Source organism: Paraburkholderia sp. BR10954, assembly GCF_040965775.1.
Classification (GTDB): domain Bacteria; phylum Pseudomonadota; class Gammaproteobacteria; order Burkholderiales; family Burkholderiaceae; genus Paraburkholderia; species Paraburkholderia youngii.
The window spans coordinates 151,932-167,673 of the sequence record NZ_JBFRCK010000008.1; the positions used below are offsets into that span (position 1 = coordinate 151,932).

A 15,742-nucleotide genomic window follows, 5' to 3' on the forward strand; every position below is an offset into this window, starting at 1 on the left:
ACGGATGGAGAAATCGAACGCCATTACATGAGACGCAACGGACCGCTTTCGCTGTTATCGATCAACGGCAGCGCCCGGGAGCCAGGCAACTCGTAATGCCACCATTCGCTCTTGATGTGGATGAAGCCGGCGGCGTGCATGATGCCGAGCAGTAACAGGCGGTTGCGCTGCACGTGCGCGGGCAGGCCAGTATGGAAATGTTCGGACTCGATCGTCATCGCGTCGAAGCCCGTGCCCATGTCGAGTTCGTTGCCGTCAGCGTCGAGCAGCGTCAGATCGATCGCCGTGCCGCGGCTATGGTTCGAACCACGGCCAAGCTCAGCGATGTAGGTCGGGTCGGGCAGAAAATCCCACAGCACCTGTTGCGCCTGGGGCGGACGGTATGCATCGAAAATCCGCACGGTCAGGCCGGCGTTGCGGGCAATCTCCACTGCCTCGCGCAAAGCGGCTTCTGCGGGTTCGAGCAGCAGGCAGTGAGCTTCCTTGTAGATGGGCTTGCCTGTCAAATTGCGCTCGGTGGCATAGACGAGGTCGATGTCCACGCCATGCGTGGCGGCGGTGATTTCGATGAGTCGCGGTTGTGTCATGGCGGGCGCGTTCAGATTCCGGATGTGAGAGGGTTAGAGATCGAACTGGTTGAATTCGCCTTGCAGCTCGCTGCGACGCGTTCGTCGATCGCGGTCCCCAGTCGAGCAACGATCGCGGTAATCATCAGCAGGTTGAACAGACAGCTGAGCGGCGCCAGCGAGTCCCAGAACTGGCCGACATCGGTTTTGATCTGCAACAAATCGCAATCGAATTCACGAGCCCACGGGCAATAGATGTCGATGGCCAGTGAAACTGCCCGCCACGATGCGCCGCGGCTTCACAGTAGCGGCGCGCGATCACCGGGTAGGCGCGCGTGTCGGTAATGACGAGGTACGGTGCGGCGAATTCCGAGTTCAGCGAATCGACGTATGAGCCGGACATGCCGTCGGAGTACAAGACGCGCGGACGGATGTATTCGAGGTAGCCGTTGAACGCGTTGCCGGTGCCGCGGGTCGACTGGATGCCGAGGATATATACGGCGCCCGCTTGGGAGATGCGCTCCGCGATGCGGGCGAACATGGGCGATTGCGCCAACTGGTACACATGCTGGATCGTGTCGACGAGTTGCAGCGAGTGGGTCAGGGCGCTAGTTCGGAGGTTTTCGCCGTTTTTGCCGTGGCGCGGGGCGTTGGCCAACTGCTCGCGCATACACCGGTATTCGTCGAGCCGGTCGGTAATCATCCACTGGCGCCCCTGCGCGCCGCGCAGTTCGCGCTTGAGGTCGTCGAGGCTGCGATAGCCGACGCTGCGCAGGAAACACCCCACAGAGATTCCGCTGGTGGCCGTTTGCTGCGCGATCTGGTCAGCCGTTGCCAGGCCTAGTCGCTCGAGATGCGCCAGCATATAACTGGCAATGCGCTGGGGCGTTGGACTGAGTTCGGCAAAGTGGGCCTCGACGGTCTGTGCGAAAGCGGTCGGCATGTCAGCGCGGATGGATTGATGGTTAATTACCTGTCATATATTTCGTCAATGACATACATCTAACAAAGCCAATAAAGTCAGCGCCAGCTTAAAAAATCAATTGGATGCGCTGTTCAATAGCTTCTGGCCGAGACTTCCGCTCACGGTTCCTGAGCGTGCCTGGGTGGATGCCGTTATTCGATGCCCTCATTCTGTGGCTCCAAAGTTTTGTCCCCTAATGATGACCTGGCGGGGTTTGGATGTCGATCAGCGAAGCCATCCCTACTCCGGACATGGATAACCTTCGACTCGCAGGCCGCAATTAACGCGGGAAGGGCGCCGAGCAAATCCGGTTGTGCACGTGGACCTTTATCTTCTCTCGCGCAGAGGCAATCGCCTCAAGCCCGCGGCGGTGGAATTCGCCTCGCGGCTAAAACTGGCAGCTGCGAATATGGCTAGATAGTCCGGAGCGCCTCATCGCTGCAGGTCATCAAGTGGCCGACAAAGCGAGGAACTTCCTGGCCGAGAATATAGGTCGAATGGCCACTCCATTCCAGTTACGGAGCCGGTGCCTATGACCCTAATGTCATGGCCAGATTCAGATATAGCTTTCGGGCCTGAGCGGGCAGGGCGCTGACGTCTGTTGTGAGATCCCTTGCCGACCGACGGCCAGGTTTGCGTGGTAGAACCGGTCCTTTTCTTTGTTGCGCCAGATCTACGATCACCCGTTCAACATCGGCCTGAGTAAATTCACGTTGCTTCTTTTTGCCTGGCGAATTGCCTTGACCCCGGGTTTCGGCACCCCGGTGAGTCCGTGAGGGCGCCTTGCCAATGCGCCGGTTATCGCGCTGCGCCTGGATCGCCTGCGACACCTGAAGGACGTGAGCCAGACGCTTGTGTTCAACGATCGCGCCCTGATCGATTTCAGCAAGCCGGTCATATTGCCGGCAGGTCAGTACGCGTCCATCGGCCCTCAGCTGGATACGGCCATCCGGATACTCCCAGACCTCAATGTACCGGTCGATCAGCCTGCGGTGCTCAGGCGTGTCATCCAGCAGGTACAGCACGCGGTCGTACTGCACCGTGAGCGCCTTCGTGACCTTGCGCGGCTCGCGCCACGTGAGTACCAGATCCAGACTCTCGTCAGCCCGTAACGGCCGGTGTGCATCGAACGCGCTGCGCGGCGGCTTCGCGAATCGCGCGTTGTAGGCGGCCATGAAAGAGGGCGCGTAAGCGTTGGCGCCCGCCACCGTGCTGATGCCGGGCAGGCGCAGTTCCTTCACGAGGCGATCCTGCAGTGTCAGGTGCGCCCGTTCCACTCGCCCTTTGGCGGAACTCAAGTTCGCACAGAACGTGTCGATGTTCAGTTCATACATCGCGCGGCCAAAGTGCGTGACACTGCGCCCCGTCTTGCCGGCCGCCGTGCTGCGGAACACGCTCGCCCGGTCGCTGTAGAACGCCACCGGCTTGCCGTACCGCTCCAGATACGCACGCGTTGCCTCGAAGTAGCCGAAGGTCGATTCGGTCGCCGTGAAATGCAGCGCCATCAGGCGGCTGGTCGCGTCATCGACATACACCAGCAGCGTGCAGGCGGGCGCCCGGTCCTCGAACCAGCGGTGATCGCTGCCGTCGATCTGGATCAGTTCACCGAGGCACGCGCGGCGGTTACGCGGCTGGTACACCTTCGGCGGGCGATCCCTGCGCGGCACCCACAGTCCCGCGGCAATCATCAGCGTGCGCACCGTTTCGACCGCCAGTTCGATGCCATGACATTCCCGCAGCTTCTCGCGCGCCAAGGTCGGCCCGAAATCCGCATAGCGTTCGCGGATCAGCGCCAGCGCCCGCTGCGCCTTGCCAGCAGGCAGCTGGTGGTTGCCTGCACGCCCACGCTTGCCTGACACCAGCCCGGCCACGCCGGCCGCGTCGTAACGCAGCACCAGCCGTTCGATCTGGCGCACGCTCAACCCCAGGCGTTCGGCGGCCTGGCCCGGCTTGAGCCGGGCTTCGGTCACGGCCTGAATAACCTTCAGCCGATCGATCTCACGCATCGTCATCGTGATCGTCCCGGTCGCGTTCATCGCCGGCTCCCTGAGCGGATGTCCGGCAGTCAAACTACCCAGAACACGACATTTCTATTTAGCGGAAACCCGACATTTCTATTTAGCGGAAACCCGACATTTCTATTTGGGACCTACACTAAAATCGTTGATAAATTATATTATGTTAAATGCCATAGGTGCTTGTTAGAAGCGAGTGTGGCGTCGGACGAAAACGGTGCGCAGATCAGCATGGGCTGGTGAAAACGCGCCTCATATTTCTTCTCGAACACTGCGCCGCTGGAAGGCGCGCGACGGGTATGGCGCAGTCCGTGAACAAGCCGCAATGAGGCTACGGCGGCATTAACGCGCAACTCGAATTCGGACGTATCTGAACGTCGGTCGTCACGGTCGCTCTAGCTGTCCGCCATGCCTTTTTCCGCCAGCTCCTTTTTCGCGCTTTCGTTCTTCGTCAGATGCGTCAGGCCCATACCCCGCAGAACGTTCGGAGCCTTTGTGAACTGAATATTGTCATAGCCCACGATCTCGATGCGATTGCCCCATGGGTCGCGGAAATCCAGAAACGGACCTTCGATCGGCTCGACCCCCGCCGCCTTGAGAGCCGCGCGCGCCGCCTGCTTGTCATCCACAACGAGGCCGACATGCCGGCCGTCATCGGCGGGCTGTTTGCGTCCTGCCTGCAACGCGATGAATTGGTCGCCAAGATCGATAAAGGCCATTGTCTTGCTCTTGCCACGCAGTTGAAAATCGAAGATGCGGCCATAGAACGCCAGCGCTTCCTCGATATCGTCGACTTCCAGCGCCACGTGGTTGAAGCCGATGGCGCGAGGCTTTTTGAAGTCAACCATTTGACCCTCCTCTTGCGATAAAGTGGACAGTGCTCGAAGCAACCCGGTTTCAAATCCTCATCGATCTGGAACGATTCCAAGACGTGGTGGAGCAAATCCGATCATAATCCGACCTGCGTCCGGCGATCTTTTATACCGACGCAGGAATGACCGAATTTGAGCGTGGGGATCAGTTAAACGAGGTACGTTTGAATTAACAGCCCATGAAACAAATCGTGATCACGGGTCATGGCGGACCGGAGAAGCTCCAGGTTCGTGAAGCGCCAGACCCGAATCCGCGACCAGACGAAGTTCGCGTGCGCGTCAAGGCTTGCGGCATCAACTTCGCCGATATCCTTGCCCGGCGCGGCCTGTATCCAGATGCACCGCGCCCACCGATGGTCGTGGGTTATGAAGTTTCAGGAATCGTCGACCAACTCGGCAGCGAGGTCGACAAGCAATGGCTTGGCCGCGATGTGTTCGCGCTCGTCCACTTCGGCGGCTATGCCGACACCGTAACGGTTCCAGCATCGCAAGTGTTCGCCATGCCGGCCGCGTTGGATTATGAGCATTCCGTCGTGCTGCCCGTCCAGTACCTCACCGCATGGCAGTTGCTGGTGGTGATGGGCGCGGTGACAGCCGGCGACTCAGTACTGGTCCATAACGCAGGTGGTGGCGTCGGATTGGCTGCGATCGACATCGCACGCCACCTGGGCGCGACGATCTACGGGACAGCGAGTCCCGCCAAACATCCATTCTTGCGCGAACGCGGCCTGAACCACGCTATTGACTACACTCGTGGTGACTGGAAAGAAGAATTCATAAGGCTTACCTCGGGCGCTGGGGCTGAATTGATCATTGACCCTCTCGGCGGCTCCCATTGGAAGAAGAGTTATTCGGCCCTGCGCTCGACAGGCCGTCTCGGCATCTTTGGCATTTCCAGCGCCACCACCACGCAGTTGCCCGGCGCTCTACGCTTGCTCGCACTCGCCGCCGCCACTCCGTGGTTTCATCCGCTCAGTTTGATGAGTCGCAATCGCGGCGTCTTTGGCGTCAACCTGGGGCATCTGTGGCACGAGGTCCCAAAACTGCAAGCGTGGATGAGGTCTCTGCTTGGCGGAGTCGAAGCCGGTTGGATTCGGCCTCATGTCGACCGCACGTTCCCATTCGAACGCGCTGGCGACGCGCATGCCTAGATAGAAGATCGCAAGAACATTGGAAAGGTCGTGTTGAGCGTCGAAGAGCAAAGTCCGCGGACGAGCAGGCGCGCGTAGCACGAGCAATGTGGGCTTCGCTTCAGGCTTCCCACGTGACGCCTGTTTAAAGCGCCATTCTCTGGAGCGCCGCCTCCGGCATGCATTTTCATGCTAACGATCCTGGCGACCAAGACACGTACGCGTGCCGTGCGATGGAAATCGGCATGCATGCCAGGCTAGACTTGCAGGTCCACGAACGCAAACCCGGCGCCACGCTCCCACTTCCGGCATGAACAGCGTATCGACGACGAACAGCGCGTCCTCGATCATGAACGCGGCATCGAACGGGGCAGGTTCGGGCATGGCAAGCACTTGGGCCTGCAGCGTGCCGATAAAGAAGACCTCATCTGGGGCGAACAGATGATCGAAACCGTGCTCGCTCGACAGATCGAGCGTCGCAGAAAGCATCGATCGTACGTCGACAATGCTGCGGCCAATGCCGGTCTTTCCGCCGACGCGGCCATTGAGCACCGACGCCCCCGAAAGATGACCGGCATGCGCGTGCGTCTGAAGTATCCACTCAACCTCCAGACGCTTTTTCTCGACGAAAGCGACGAGGCGCTCGATCGAATGTGTCGACATGGCGGCGTCAAAATCGAGAACCGGGTCGATGACGGCGCACGGCGAGCCGTAACCGGCGTAGACAATGTGGCTGACCGTGCCCGCCGAAGGATCGTAAAACGTCTCGACACACGGAAACATCAACGACACTCCTCTGACATGCGCGACGTTCGAACAAGGAAGACTTCGCGGCGCCCCTCGCGATCGCCAGCGTGACCTGTCCATACACGCACGGCATCCGGCATCCGTCGACGCGCTTCCAGGCAAACGACAGCGTAGGCAAGGTCGAGCGCATGAAAAAGCAGGCTGCGGGAAAAAACCGTTTCCGCATGGAAACAATGGAGGACGAGGCGTGCGAACGCCTGTCGCGCGTCCGTGCGCGAAGCCAGCCAGTCTTGCACCCTTGCAGGAGTCGGCTCGTCGATATATCGGCCGGACGGCAACGTCATGCAATCCGCAATATGTTGATCAACACCAGACTCATCGCCGCCAACGCGAGTATCGAAAGAATCACCGCAAATGTGACGCGCAGCCCCGCCTTTGAGATGGTTCGCAGATCGGTACCTAAACCCAACGCAGCCATTGAAACGACAGTGAGCGCGCTGCCTGACTGGCTTGCCGGCTGCAACAGCGTCATCGGAATCAGCCCCGTCGCGCGTGCCGCGCCCATGAGAACGAAGCCGACGATAAACCATGGCACCAGCTTCGTCAGACGAACCATACCGGGCCGGTTCGTCCCGTCGTTGCCCTGCTCTGGCGTTCCTGTGTTCGCATCACGCCTACGGGCGAGCGCCGAGAGGAGCAGCATCACCGGTCCGAGCATAAGCACACGCACCAGTTTGACCAGCGTGCCAATATGGACACTGACGGTTGAGACCGGCACGGTCGCGGCAAACACCTGTGGCACCGCATAGACGGTCATACCTGCCAATGTCCCATACTGCACCGCGTTAAGACGAAGAACCGGGGACAGCAGCGGCAATCCAAGCACTACCGCAACGCCAAGCACCGCCGTGAAGGCGATCGACGCAGCAACATCATCACGGCTTGCGCCGATCACGGGGGCAACAGCCGCGATGGCCGAATTTCCGCAGATTGAATTCCCGCACGCGATCAGCAGCGCCATGCGCCTCGGCAACTTGAGTGCGCGTCCGATTCCGTAGCTGACAAGGATGGCCGCGACGACGATCACGACAATGCCCGACAGCAACTTGATGCCGGTCGCTTGCAACGCGGCGGCACTAAACGATGCACCGAGCAGCACGACAGAGATTTCCAGCAAGGTTTTAGCGCTGAACGTAATTCCGCGCGTCCAACGCTCGCCTGGCGTCCATATGACGCGGACCTGCGCGCCAACGAGAATCGCGAGCACGAGCGATTCAAGCCACACGTGACCGAATAGATGCGCTTGCAGCGCTTGCAGCAGCCACGCGATCAAGCACACGCCGATACATAGCGCGATGCCGGGAAGCACTCCAATAAGGTAACGAGGCCCAGTCGGATTCTTGCTGCGCAATGCTGGGCGGTTCGGGAAAAGGGACGACATGTCGACACCGGTGTGTTAAACGGAGCGACTAGGCTATTCATCGTTAGGCGTTCTGAAAAATACAAAATAGGCACCTCCTACTCTGACCTGGAGTTATACCCGACTCGTTTTCAGAGTCTGGCAGCCTCTTTTTAAGTCGATCGTTTCCCAGAGGAAACAGTATTGCTCGCACAAGTTCCTTCAATGGCAAACGAATCGCCGCTACCATTTTGGCCATCGCGTCGGAAGCCATTGATCATCGGATCTCGGACCGAGAATCGGCCACGGCGATATTCGCGGGCTGTTGGCAATGAATTTCACTCATCTGTTTGCGTTCTACGAAGTTGCCCGTGCCGGCAGCTTGAGTGGCGGCGCTCGGCGCCTGCGGGTGAGCCAGCCCGCCGTTAGCCGCGAGGTCAAGGAACTGGAGGGGCGTCTCGGTGTTCTGCTGTTCGACAGGCTGCCCCGGGGCGTGTCCCTTACCTATGCAGGAAAACTGTTGTTCGGTTACGCGGACCGGATCTTCACCCTCGCCGAAGCGGCGCGATTCGAATTGAAGGAAGTCGCTGGCCTGAGCCCAGAACACCTGAAAATAGGTGCGAGCGCAACGCTCGGTGTGTATCTCGTGCCGCAGATGATCGCCGAATTCACGACGCTTTATCCGAAGGTCGGCATCGAACTGACTGTGACCAATACACAGGAGGTCATAAGCGGCCTCGGTAACGGCGAGTTCACGCTTGGTTTCATCGAGGGTCCATATGACGAAGCACGCCTGCATGCGCAATATATTGGCTCCGACGAAATCGTACTCGCAGCCGCGCCGGCATATCGGCAAAACAACGGGCCACTGCTTGCACGCAATCTTGCAGCGCAGACGGTAATCCTGCGCGAACCGGGGTCGGGTACGCGAGCGGTAGTCGAATGCGCGTATCAGCGCGCCGGGCTCGAGATGATACCTTCGATGTCGGTGAGCGACACCGAGGCCATCAAGCGCATGCTTGTCGCGCAACAGACCATGGCCTACGTATCCTCACTCAGTATCCGTGAGGAAATCGCTCGTGGCGAACTGCGCACATTGGAAGTGGCCGACATGCGAATAGAGCGTGCGCTGAATCTCGTCTGGCTCAAGGGGCGCTCGCTCTCGCCGTGCAGTCAGGCTTTCTTCGAACTCGCCCACGAGCATACGGCGAATGCCAAAGGCCGATTCCCCGTCACGCTGAACGTCGCGCATCTGCATTCCTGACGCGGATGTGCATACCGCTCGCTCCCTTGTCATTGCAAGGCTTCCTCCTGTTCATGTGGCAAGTGAAGTATCGATCCTCACGTGGGACGCAAGCCGTATTCTGCAGCGCTGCCTTCGGATTGGCGGTCACCCACCCCGCTAATGAACCAGCTTGCCGCCCTGAAACTGTTGAACGATCATATCGACGACGGCACGTACGCGCGCCGTTCGATGAAAATCAGCATGCATGCCGAGCCAGACATCGTAGGCACTCTCTACATCGGGGAGCACGCGTACGAGATCAGCGATGGCATCACCTATATAGGCCGGCAATTCCCCGATGCCCACCGCGCCTTGTAAGGAGGCGACGAGCGCGAGAATCGAGTTTACCTGCACGCCCGGCACCCGCAGTCTGGGGCGCAGCGCGTGCAGCGGCGGAAACCAGCGTATCCCGTCGCCCGCGACGAGCGCTACGAACTCGTGCGCAATGAGATCGCCGATGTCACGTGGCGTCTCGAAGTTCGCAAGGTACGCTGGACTCGCATACAGGGCAGTCGTCAGTCCGGGTAAACGACGCACGATTGCGGACGCCTGCTCAGGCCGTACGTTACGCACGACGATATCGTTCTCGCGTTGCGCGAGCCGGGAAAATGCCGAGGCGATATCCACTTCGATGCGAATCTCCGGGTACGCGCGACGCACTGATGCAATGGCCGGTATCACATACCCGGTGCCCAGCACATCCGACGTGCCAACACGGACCACACCGCTCAACGACGTATCTGCACCGCCCGCGCGCCGCTCGAGTTCCAGCGCACTGCTCTCCATCTGCATCGCGACGTCGATCAGTGCATCGGCTGCGTCTGTCGGCAAATAGCCGCGGGGCGTGCGCAGAAATAGCCTCGATTTCAGTTCATGCTCCAGCGCCGCGAGTTGACGGCTGACCGTGGGCGGATTGCTGTTCAGTTCGCGGGAAGCCCCCGCAAGCGTGCGATGCCGATAGACGGCAACAAAAAACCGCAATCTGTTCCAGTCCATAAGTTCAATCCCCAGACGAGCGCGTCGACCAGTCGTTTCAATAATGGAATCCAGCATTACCAAACCGACCATTTATGCAAGTATCGCCGGAAACTAGACTGCCGGTGTTCTTGTAAACAAGAGGTAGATGATGGATCTGAAACTGTCTGGAAAAACGGCGCTCGTGCTAGGCGCATCGCGCGGAATCGGGCTGGCGAGCGCAATCGAACTGGGACGCGAAGGGGCGAACGTGATGATCGCGTCGTCGAACGGTGACCGTCATGCGCACGCGCTTGCGCAACTACGCGATGCGGGCGTGCCGAACGCGGACGCGATCACCGTGGATGTACGGCGTCCCGACGACGCGTCGCATGCGATCGCCGATACCATCGCCCGCTTTGGCTCGCTCGATGTTCTCGTCAACAACGCCGGAGGTCCGCCCTTCGGCTCGTTCGACACGTTCGACGATGCCGCGTGGCAGCAGGCGTTCGATCTCAGCTTCATGAGCATTGCGCGCTTTACACGCCTGGCGCTGCCACATCTGCGCCGTTCCGGCGAGGGCCGCGTGATCAATATCGTCAGCTTTTCGGTGCGGCACGCGGTGCAAGGATCGATACTGTCTACGAGCATGCGCATGGGTGTAGTCGGTCTCGCCAAGCTGCTGTCACGCGAGGCGAACGGAAATGGCATCACCGTCAACAACGTGGCGCCGGGACTGATACTAACCGACCGTATCCGCGAGTCGTCGCTCAAGCAGAAACTCGCTGATGGCAAGAGCGAACAGCAGGGGCTGGCGGAATTGGCCGAAGACGTACCCTTGCGGCGCCTCGGCCGCCCTGAGGAACTCGGCGCGCTGGTCGCGTTTCTGGCGTCTCCCCGCGCAAGTTATATCAACGGCGCAACGATCCAGGTCGACGGTGGCCTCGGCAACGGCATCCTGTGATCCGCGCGGGCGGCGCGCTACGGCGTGCTGCGCCATTTTGTTCAGCGTTCCGCAACACGAAAACTGCCCTCAAAGCGGTCTAGAATGGATTCATTGTTTCACCAAGGAAACGATCGCCATGATCGACCTCAATGATCTGTATTATTTTTCGGTCGTGGTCGAGAAACGCGGTTTTTCCGCCGCGGCCGACGCGATCGGGATTCCCAAGGGCACCCTTAGCAAACGCTTGCAGGCGTTGGAGCGGGCGCTGGGACTGCGCCTCGCGAACCGCACGACGCGCAAGTTCTCGCTCACCGAGGCAGGCGTGGACTTCCACGCGCACTGCCTGCGCGTGATGAACGAAGTACGCAATGCCGAGCAGGCCGCGCAAGCGCGCCTAACGGAGCCGGTCGGACGCGTGCGCATCACGTGCGCGGCTGGCATCGTCCGCATGGCGCTCGATCAAGTGTTGCCGCCGTTTCTCGTCATGCATCCGAAAATCGACATCGATCTGCTGACCTCCAGCCGCTATGTCGACATCGTTGAAGAAGGGTATGACATCGCGCTACGCAGCCATACGGAGCCGTTGCAAAGTTCCTCGCTGATTGCACGCCCCGTCGCTCAAACGCGCGTTGTGCTCGTCGCGAGCGCCACGCTCTTCGCGAACGGACCGCCCACCGAACCGCATGAGCTGAATGGCGTGTCCGGCATGCAGCTGGCGCGTCGCGATACCGACAGCACGTGGTTGCTGCATGGGTCGAACGGCCGCACCGCGACCGTTTCATATCACCCGAGGATTCGCTGCAACGACGCGCCGCTCGCGAAGTTCGCCGCCCAGGCGGGGCTAGGCGTCGTCGCCCTACCCGCGCCGATGTGCAAGGCAGAACTCGCGGACGGCCGGCTCGTGCGTGTCTTGCCAGACTGGCACATTCCACGCGGCACGCTCAGTGTCGTCTTTTCGTCGCAACGCGGCATGACGCAAGCAATGCGCGTGACCGTCGACTATCTCGCGGAAGCATTGCCCGCCTTGATGAACGACTGAGTCCCTTCGCAAGCAATCCTTCATTCGAGCGCATAAAAGTCGCGCGGGCCCGATTGCGTCGCTATCCCTGTCGTTTCCCTACGGAAACAGTTTTACTCCTCGATCCATCTTTTTTATCGTTTCCCTGCTGTCTACGATGACGCTCTTCAAGGAGCAATCAGATGGCAAATAAGTTGTCCCATGCCGAGAGGCGTATCGCTCAACGTGCGCGGTCGCTGAACAGTTCGGCGATTCGTGAAATTCTCAAGCTTACCGAACGACCCGAGATGATCTCGTTTGCGGGCGGCGTTCCGTCGCCCGCCTCGTTTCCGCTCGCCGCACTACGCGATGCATCCGCTCGGGCGACGCATGCTTCCAGTGCCGACAGCTTTCAGTACAGCGCGACGGAAGGCTATGCGCCATTGCGCGAATGGATCGCGCGCGCGCACTCGACCAGCCAGCATCCCGTCACGCCGTCCAACGTGCTGATCACAAGCGGCTCCCAGCAGGCGTTCGACCTCATCGGCAAGGTGCTCGTCGATCCACAAAGCGCGGTGCTCGTGGAGCGGCCGACGTATCTCGGCGCGTTGCAGTCGCTCTCGCTATACGAACCCGAATTCGTGAGCGTGCAGACGGACGACCACGGCATCGTGTCGAAAGCGCTCGAATACATCGAACCCGAGCGCGCCGCGCTGTTGTATCTGCAGCCGAACTTCCAGAACCCCACGGGGACGCGTCTGCCGTTCCAGCGTCGCAGGAAGATCGCGGAAATCGCCCGCCGCACCGGGCTCATGGTCGTAGAGGACGATCCCTATGCCGCGCTTGCGTTCGACGCCGGTCAGTTGCCGTCCATCCATTCGATGGCGCCCGACAACGTCATTTACCTGGGTTCGTTTTCAAAGGCCCTCGCGCCTGGATTGCGGGTCGGCTACATGATCGTGCCGGGCGTGCTGCAGCAAAAATTTGTCCAGGTCAAGCAGGCGGCCGATCTGCATACCTCGACGCTTTCGCAACACATCGTCTACGAGACCGTGCGCGACGGCTTTCTCGAATCTCACATTCCGCGGCTTGCCAGTTTCTATCATCAGCAATGCGAATCAATGCTATCTGCACTCGACAAGCATATGCCCGAAGGCGTGCGCTGGAACGTGCCCGAAGGCGGCATGTTCGTCTGGCTCGCGCTGCCGCCCGACATCGACAGCGCGGCACTGCTCGAGGACGCGCTTGCCGTCAATGTCGCATTCGTCCCCGGCGCGCCGTTCTTTGCACGCGATCCGCTCCACCACTTTCTGCGCCTGTCCTTCGCGACCGTATCGCCGCAGCAGATCGACCGCGGCATCGAACGGCTGGCTGCGCTCATCAACGCGCACTCGCGTGCGTTCACCCCCGTTTTCGACCTGGATCTCGACCGATGACAACCCGGCTGACTCTACTGTTGCTTGCCACACCTATCGTTGCCGTACTCTGCGTGCCCTTCTACAACCGCGTGACACCAACGCTCGATGGCTGGCCATTCTTCTACTGGTGGCAAACGGGCTGCGTCCTCGCGGGCGCGCTGCTGACGGGCGCGGCCTACCTGCTCGATGCGCGCGCCGTACGCAAGGCCGCCGTGCGATCGCAAGAAGGTGCCGCATGAACGTGATGTCCATAGGTATCTTCGTCGCACTCTTTGCGCTGGTGAGCGCGCTCGGCATGGTGGCATCGCGATGGCGGCGCGGCGATCTCAGCGCCATTGACGAATGGGGACTCGCCGGTCGGCGCTTCGGCACTGTCATGAGCTGGTTCCTGATCGGCGGCGACCTTTACACCGCCTATACCTTCGTCGCCGTGCCGGCGCTTGTATTTGCGGCGGGAGCGACGGGTTTCTTTGCGGTGCCTTACACCATCATCACGTTTGCCCTCGGCTTTCTCGTCTTGCCGCGCCTGTGGCGCGTTGCGCGCCAGCATGGCCACGTGACCGTCGCCGACTACATCGAACACCGCTTTGGCAGTCGTCCCCTCGCGCTCGCGATTGCGTTGACGGGCTTGCTCGCGACCATGCCGTACATCGCGCTGCAATTGGTGGGCATTCAGGTCACGCTCGGCGCGCTCGGTTTTCCGACGCATGGGTGGCTCGGCGAACTGCCGCTTTTCGTCGCGTTCGGCGTGCTCGCGGTCTATACGTGGTCGAGCGGATTGCGCGCGCCCGCAATGATCGCTGTCGTCAAGGACTTGCTGATTTACGCGACGATCATCGCGGCACTGATCGTGATCCCGACGCAGCTTGGCGGCTTCGGCCACATGTTCGCGGCGTTGCCGGCAGCGAAGCTGCTGCTGAAAGCGCCGGACGCCACGAGCCTCAACGGCTACTCGTCATATGCAACACTCGCGCTCGGCTCGGCGCTTGCGTTGCTGCTTTATCCGCATTCGATGACGGCAACACTCTCCGCCTCATCGGATCGCGTGATCCGGCGCAACATGGCCTTGCTTCCCGCGTATTCGCTGCTGCTCGCCTTCGTAGCACTGCTTGGTGTGATGGCGCTCGCAGCGGGTGTCGGCGCTATGCCCGAGTACGCTGATCAGTTCCGGCAGTACGGTCCGAACTTCGCGGTGTTCGCACTTTTCCTGCACTACTTCCCTTCGTGGTTCGTCGGCGTCGCGTTCGCGGCGATCGGCATCGGCGCGCTGGTGCCCGCCGCGATCATGTCGATTGCCGCGGCCAACCTGTTCACGCGCAACGTGTGGCGGCCGTATTTCGCGCCGCATTGCAGCGCGGCGCGCGAGACCCGGGTGGCGAAGCGGGTCTCGCTGTTCGTCAAATTCGGGGCGCTGGGTTTTGTCCTGTTCGTGCCCGTGCAGTTCGCGATTCAGTTGCAGTTACTCGGGGGGGTGTGGATTACGCAGACTTTGCCTGCTGTCGTGCTCGGTCTCTTCGTGCCGGCCATGCGCGCACGCAGTCTGATGGCAGGCTGGATAGCCGGGCTGGGCACCGGCACGTGGATGATTGCCGGGAACGGCTTCAAGACCGCTACTTACACGATTCACGTCGGCGCGCTCGCGATGCCTGTCTATGCCGCTGTGATCGCGTTGCTTGTCAACTTTGTCGTCGTCCTCGCGTCGTCGTTGCTTTTCGTGAAGCCGCACGAAGAAGGAGTCGAAGGTGACCTCCAGAACCGATAGCAGCAGCGACGCACTCGCGGGCATCGACATCGATACCCTGATGTCGCACCTCGCGTGTCCTGCGGGCGAGACCGGCCTCGCAGTTGGCGACATGATGGAGCGCGTCAACGCGGCGTTGATCGACGCGGCCTTCACCAGACTCGATCCGCAAGCGGACGAACGCATCGTCGAGATCGGGCCGGGCAACGGCGGCCATATCGAATCCGTGCTGACGCGTGCGCCACGGCTCACACTCGTCGGCCTTGACATATCGCCGACGATGACAACCGCGGCTCGCGAACGCAACGCCATGTTGCTCGCGCGCGGAAGCGTCGCGCTGACGACGGCCGATGCCGCCAGCATTCCCTACGAGAACGCCTCATTCGACAAGGCCATCGCGATCAACAGCGTCTACTTCTGGCCGGACCTGCTGGCAGCCCTACGGGAAATCCGCCGGGTGCTGCGCGACGAAGGGCGACTGGTGATCGCCGCGATGACACCCGAAGCGGCGCTGTCGATGCCGTTCGGCCGCCACGGTTTTCGCGTCTACGGACCGACTACTTTTCGCGAAGCCTGCTTCCAAGCGGGTTTCGATCACGTGCAGATCGAACGCTATGTCGATCACGGGGCAGCGGCGCCCGCGCCCGCCGCGCTACGCACGTTCTTTCTCGTGCGCGCTTCGTGCATGCAGTGAATCACGTTTCAGGA

Annotated in this window: 14 protein-coding genes and 1 pseudogene; 8 read left to right on the forward strand and 7 right to left on the reverse strand. The window is 60.7% G+C overall.

All coding sequences use genetic code 11. From position 1 onward, the window contains the following. Positions 1-23 precede the first annotated feature (23 nt). From ddpX to AB4Y34_RS14735, 4 genes and pseudogenes are all read right to left on the reverse strand, one after another. Positions 24-587, reverse strand: a complete 564-nt coding sequence (gene ddpX, locus AB4Y34_RS14720; protein ID WP_176381967.1) for a D-alanyl-D-alanine dipeptidase — start codon at positions 585-587, stop codon at positions 24-26. 33 nt (positions 588-620) lie between these two features. Beyond that, a pseudogene (locus tag AB4Y34_RS14725) lies at positions 621-1,509 on the reverse strand (MurR/RpiR family transcriptional regulator). A 551-nt stretch (positions 1,510-2,060) separates the two neighbouring features. Further along, the gene (locus AB4Y34_RS14730; protein WP_368716420.1) at positions 2,061-3,566 is read right to left on the reverse strand and encodes an ISNCY family transposase; all 1,506 of its coding nucleotides are present in this window, start codon (positions 3,564-3,566) and stop codon (positions 2,061-2,063) included. Between the two features lie 374 nt (positions 3,567-3,940). Then, on the reverse strand, positions 3,941-4,393 hold the full coding sequence (locus AB4Y34_RS14735) for a VOC family protein (RefSeq protein WP_176384515.1): 453 nt from the start codon (positions 4,391-4,393) through the stop codon (positions 3,941-3,943). Positions 4,394-4,596: 203 nt separating this feature from the next. Between AB4Y34_RS14735 and AB4Y34_RS14740 the strand changes: the two genes are divergently transcribed. Then, positions 4,597-5,568: a zinc-binding dehydrogenase gene (locus AB4Y34_RS14740; protein WP_368716421.1), complete on the forward strand. Its 972-nt coding sequence runs from the start codon at positions 4,597-4,599 to the stop codon at positions 5,566-5,568. 171 nt (positions 5,569-5,739) lie between these two features. Here AB4Y34_RS14740 and AB4Y34_RS14745 read toward each other — a convergent pair whose 3' ends face one another. Both AB4Y34_RS14745 and AB4Y34_RS14750 read right to left on the reverse strand, forming a co-directional pair. Beyond that, the gene (locus AB4Y34_RS14745) at positions 5,740-6,333 is read right to left on the reverse strand and encodes an MBL fold metallo-hydrolase (protein WP_368716422.1); all 594 of its coding nucleotides are present in this window, start codon (positions 6,331-6,333) and stop codon (positions 5,740-5,742) included. Between the two features lie 301 nt (positions 6,334-6,634). After that, complete coding sequence (locus AB4Y34_RS14750; RefSeq protein WP_368716423.1) at positions 6,635-7,735, reverse strand: YeiH family protein; 1,101 nt, start codon at positions 7,733-7,735, stop codon at positions 6,635-6,637. A 289-nt stretch (positions 7,736-8,024) separates the two neighbouring features. On the opposite strand from AB4Y34_RS14750, the gene AB4Y34_RS14755 reads away from it, so the two are divergent. Next, entirely contained in the window at positions 8,025-8,957 is a 933-nt protein-coding gene (locus tag AB4Y34_RS14755) for a LysR substrate-binding domain-containing protein (protein ID WP_368716478.1), read from the forward strand. 138 nt (positions 8,958-9,095) lie between these two features. Here the strand turns inward: AB4Y34_RS14755 and AB4Y34_RS14760 are convergent, their stop codons facing one another. Further along, positions 9,096-10,031, reverse strand: coding sequence for a LysR family transcriptional regulator (locus AB4Y34_RS14760; protein ID WP_368716424.1), 936 nt, complete (start codon positions 10,029-10,031; stop codon positions 9,096-9,098). A gap of 70 nt (positions 10,032-10,101) precedes the next feature. Between AB4Y34_RS14760 and AB4Y34_RS14765 the strand changes: the two genes are divergently transcribed. The 6 genes from AB4Y34_RS14765 to AB4Y34_RS14790 all read left to right on the forward strand — a co-directional run bounded on the left by AB4Y34_RS14765 (position 10,102) and on the right by AB4Y34_RS14790 (position 15,728). Then, a complete protein-coding gene (locus AB4Y34_RS14765; RefSeq protein WP_368716425.1) occupies positions 10,102-10,896 on the forward strand; it encodes an SDR family oxidoreductase in 795 nt (264 codons plus the stop codon). A gap of 118 nt (positions 10,897-11,014) precedes the next feature. Next, positions 11,015-11,917, forward strand: a complete 903-nt coding sequence (locus AB4Y34_RS14770) for a LysR substrate-binding domain-containing protein (protein ID WP_368716426.1) — start codon at positions 11,015-11,017, stop codon at positions 11,915-11,917. A 161-nt stretch (positions 11,918-12,078) separates the two neighbouring features. Beyond that, positions 12,079-13,311 carry a PLP-dependent aminotransferase family protein gene (locus AB4Y34_RS14775; protein ID WP_368716427.1) on the forward strand — a complete coding sequence of 411 codons (1,233 nt, stop codon included), beginning with the start codon at positions 12,079-12,081 and terminating at the stop codon, positions 13,309-13,311. Beyond that, positions 13,308-13,532 carry a DUF3311 domain-containing protein gene (locus AB4Y34_RS14780; protein WP_176125012.1) on the forward strand — a complete coding sequence of 75 codons (225 nt, stop codon included), beginning with the start codon at positions 13,308-13,310 and terminating at the stop codon, positions 13,530-13,532. Before AB4Y34_RS14775 ends, AB4Y34_RS14780 begins: the two co-directional genes overlap by 4 nt. Continuing rightward, positions 13,529-15,055, forward strand: a complete 1,527-nt coding sequence (gene mctP / locus AB4Y34_RS14785) for a monocarboxylate uptake permease MctP (RefSeq protein WP_368716428.1) — start codon at positions 13,529-13,531, stop codon at positions 15,053-15,055. The genes AB4Y34_RS14780 and mctP overlap by 4 nt, the downstream gene beginning before the upstream one ends. Continuing rightward, positions 15,036-15,728, forward strand: coding sequence for a class I SAM-dependent methyltransferase (locus AB4Y34_RS14790; protein ID WP_368716429.1), 693 nt, complete (start codon positions 15,036-15,038; stop codon positions 15,726-15,728). The genes mctP and AB4Y34_RS14790 overlap by 20 nt, the downstream gene beginning before the upstream one ends. Positions 15,729-15,742: the final 14 nt, after the last annotated feature.